Annotated in this window: 5 protein-coding genes; 4 read left to right on the top strand and 1 reads right to left on the bottom strand. The window is 65.3% G+C overall.

Translation table 11 applies throughout. The features are described from left to right. Positions 1 to 17: 17 nt before the first annotated feature. The 4 genes from AC0L28_RS34470 (at position 18) to dnaQ (ending at position 2,866) form a co-directional block, all read left to right on the top strand. Entirely contained in the window at positions 18 to 617 is a 600-nt protein-coding gene (locus AC0L28_RS34470) for a Maf-like protein (protein WP_473482932.1), read from the top strand. Further along, positions 610 to 1,452 carry a shikimate dehydrogenase gene (locus AC0L28_RS34465; RefSeq protein ID WP_473482930.1) on the top strand — a complete coding sequence of 281 codons (843 nt, stop codon included), beginning with the start codon at positions 610 to 612 and terminating at the stop codon, positions 1,450 to 1,452. The genes AC0L28_RS34470 and AC0L28_RS34465 overlap by 8 nt, the downstream gene beginning before the upstream one ends. Positions 1,453 to 1,457: 5 nt before the next feature. Further along, on the top strand, positions 1,458 to 2,060 hold the full coding sequence (gene coaE, locus AC0L28_RS34460) for a dephospho-CoA kinase (protein WP_473482928.1): 603 nt from the start codon (positions 1,458 to 1,460) through the stop codon (positions 2,058 to 2,060). Between the two features lie 86 nt (positions 2,061 to 2,146). Next, positions 2,147 to 2,866: a DNA polymerase III subunit epsilon gene (gene dnaQ, locus AC0L28_RS34455; protein WP_202365260.1), complete on the top strand. Its 720-nt coding sequence runs from the start codon at positions 2,147 to 2,149 to the stop codon at positions 2,864 to 2,866. A 126-nt stretch (positions 2,867 to 2,992) separates the two neighbouring features. Here dnaQ and secB read toward each other — a convergent pair whose 3' ends face one another. Further along, complete coding sequence (gene secB / locus AC0L28_RS34450) at positions 2,993 to 3,493, bottom strand: protein-export chaperone SecB (protein WP_027153623.1); 501 nt, start codon at positions 3,491 to 3,493, stop codon at positions 2,993 to 2,995. Between the last annotated feature and the right edge of the window lie 104 nt (positions 3,494 to 3,597).

Raw genomic sequence — 3,597 nt, 5'->3', positions numbered from 1 at the left:
AAGAAGCAGGCGACAAAATGGCCGAAAAAATCATCCTTGCCTCCGGCAGCCCGTTCCGCAAGGCGCTGCTTGTCCATGCCGGCGTGGCGGTCGAGGCGGTTCCGGCGGCAGTCGACGAGCGCGCCCTCGAAGCACCCTTGCAGGGCAGCGGTATCTCGCCAGAGGACGTAGCCCTGGTGCTGGCCGAGGCCAAGGCCACCGAGGTCAGCGAACGAAAGCCCGGCGCCCTGGTGCTCGGCTGCGACCAGACGCTGTCGCTCGGCGACGAAGTGTTTCATAAGCCGGCCGACATGGAAGCCGCCCGCCGCCATCTCCTGGCGCTGTCGGGCAGGACCCATCAACTCAACAGCGCCGTAGTGCTGGCCCGCGACGGCGCAGTTCTGTGGCGGCATGTCGGCGTCGCCAGCCTGACCATGCGAAAGCTCGATCCGGCCTTCATCGGCCGCCATCTGGCGCGGGTCGGCGCCAAGGCGCTGTCCAGCGTCGGCGCGTACCAGATCGAAGGCGAGGGCATCCAGCTGTTCGAAAGAGTAGAGGGCGACTATTTCACCATTGTCGGCCTGCCGCTTCTGCCTGTCCTGGCCAAGCTGCGCGAGTTCGGAGCCATCGATGGCTGAGGCCGCGAAAAAGGCCTTCGTCACCGGTCATCCGGTCGCGCATTCGCGGTCGCCGAAGATCCACGGCTACTGGCTGGCGAAATACGGCATAGACGGCAGCTACCGGGCGATCGACGTTGCGCCGGAGGCTTTTGCCGAATTCGTCGAAACACTCGAGGCGAATGGCTATCGTGGCGGCAACGTCACCATCCCGCACAAGGAGGCCGCCTTCGCGCTGGCGGCGCGCCGCGACGACGCGGCCGAACAGATCGGCGCCGTCAACACGCTTTGGCTCGAGGGCGGAATTTTGTGCGGCGGCAACACCGACGCCCATGGCTTTTCCGCCAATCTCGACGAGCATGCGACGGGATGGGCCGCAAACGGCCCAGCGGTGGTGCTTGGCGCCGGCGGCGCCGCTCGCGCGGTCATCCATGCGCTCAAGCAGCGCGGCATCAGTGACATCCGCATCGTCAACCGGACGCTCGCCCGAGCCGAGGAGCTGCGCCACCGCTTCGGCGCCGGGGTCTCGGCCCACGGCACGGCGGCGACCCGCGAGCTGCTTGCCGATGCCGGCCTGCTGGTCAACACGTCAGCGCTTGGCATGCATGGCAATGAAGGCCTGTCCGCCGATCCGGCCAGACTGCCGGACCATGCCATCGTCACCGACATTGTCTATGTGCCGCTGGAAACGCCGTTGCTGGCCGCCGCCAAGGCGCGCGGCCTGAAAGCCGTCGACGGGCTCGGCATGCTGCTGCACCAGGCGGTGCCCGGCTTCGAGCGCTGGTTCGGCATCAGGCCTGAGGTCACTGCCGAATTGCGGCAGATGATCGTCGCCGATCTCGGCGCCAGGGAGTAAAAAATATGATCGTGCTCGGCCTCACCGGATCGATCGGCATGGGCAAGTCGACGACGGCCAGGATGTTTGCCGAGGCCGGCGTGCCTGTCCACGATTCGGACGAGGCGGTGCATCGCCTCTACGCCGGCAAGGCGGCTCCGCTGGTCGAGGCGGCGTTTCCCGGAACGGCGAAATCCGGCTCCGTCGATCGCACGAGGCTGGCCGAGCGGGTGCTCGGTGATGCAGCTGCACTGAAACGGCTGGAAGCGATCATCCACCCACTGGTCCGCGCCGACGCCGGCGCTTTCCTGGCCAGACACCGGGCCGCCGGCGCGCCGCTTGTCGTTCTCGACATCCCGCTGCTGTTCGAAACCGGCGGCCGCGACCGTGTCGACAAGGTCGTGGTCGTCACCGCGTCGCCCGACATCCAGCGCGCCCGCGTGCTGGCGCGGCCGGGCATGAGCGAGGAGAAACTGGCGTCGATCCTGGCCAGGCAGGTTCCCGACGCCGAAAAGCGTGAGCGCGCCGATTTCATCATCGACACCGGACAAGGTTTTGATGCGGCGCGCGCGGCGGTCAATGCGATAGTCGCGAAACTGGTCGGGGATAAAGCCGGCAAGCCTGCTTAACGGCGCTTGCGCCCGGCGTAATATGTTGCCAATTTGTTCCCATCATGATTCGGCTGTACTAACGCCGGACCCAACGGACTGATTCGATGCGCGAGATCATCTTCGATACGGAAACCACCGGCCTCGATTTCCGCGACGACCGCGTCATCGAGCTTGGCTGCATCGAGCTGGTCAACCGTTTCCCGACCGGCCGCACCTTCCACCACTACATCAATCCGCAGGGACGACCGATCCATGCCGAGGCGCAGGCCGTTCATGGCATCAGCGCCGCCGACCTGATGGGCAAGCCGACCTTCAGCGACATCGCCGAGGAGTTCCTTGCCTTCATCGACGGCGCCAAGCTGGTCGCCCACAATGCGACTTTCGACATCGCTTTCCTCAATGTCGAATTCGGCCGGCTTGGCCACCCGGTCGTTGATCCCGGACTTGTCGTCGACACGCTGGCGCTGGCGCGCCGCAAGCATCCGATGGGGCCCAATTCGCTGGACGCGCTGTGCCGGCGCTACGGCATCGACAATGCGCGCCGCACCAAGCACGGCGCGTTGCTCGATTCGGAATTGCTGGCCGAGGTCTATATCGAGCTCATCGGCGGCAAGCAGGCGGCGCTCATCCTCGACAGCGCCACGGCGCCGGCCGGCGGCAGGAGAAACGTCGACGACATCGACATCAGCATCGGTGCGCGGCCGATAGCGCTGCCGTCTCGCCTGACCGAAGCAGAGCGCGCCGCGCACGCGAGCATGGTCGGCACATTAGGCGAAAAGGCGCTCTGGCTGCGCGTCGCCCGGGAAGCGAGTTCTGCGGCATAGCGATTTTGGCGGAGCGGCAGGGGCGTTTAGGATCAGCCGACCCGTACGATCCTTCGCTGTCCCGCCGCATCCCAAAGAAAAACCCGGCGCGAGGCCGGGTTTTTCAGACGTCAGCGAGCACTCGCCTCAGCTCACCTTGACCTTGCTGGCGGCCTGGTCCTCGGCCAGCTTTTGCTGGAACATCTGCGCAAAATCGATCGGATCGAGCATCAGCGGCGGGAAGCCGCCATTGCGCGTCGCCTCGGCGATGATCTGCCTGGCGAACGGGAACAGCAGCCGCGGGCATTCGATGAACAGCAGCGGCAGCATGTGCTCCTGCGGGAAGCCGCTGATGGCGAACACGCCGCCATAGACCAGCTCGACGTTGAACAGCACTTCCTTGTCGAAGGACGCCTTGGCGTTCAGCGTCAGATTGACGTCGAACTGCTTGTCCGAAAGCGGGTTGGCGTTGACATTGACGTTGATGGCGATGCCGGGAGCCTTGTCGCGGCCGCGCAGCGAGTTCGGCGCGCCGGGGCTTTCGAAGGAAAGGTCCTTCACATATTGGGCAAGTACGTTGAGCGAAGGCTGCGTCGCGTCGCCGTTGCCACTGGCCGCGCCGGTCGGCGCGTCGTCTTTGCTGGCCATAAGCCTTTGTCCTTTTGCCTCGGCAGCGTTGCTGACCGGATTGAAATCGGGCGTTCGCTACCATGGCCGGCATGACAAGACAAGGTTTTGCGCGCTTTGCTTTC

It is taken from the genome of Mesorhizobium sp. WSM4847 (assembly GCF_055811335.1).
This window is presented reverse-complemented; position numbering and strand designations above follow the sequence as displayed.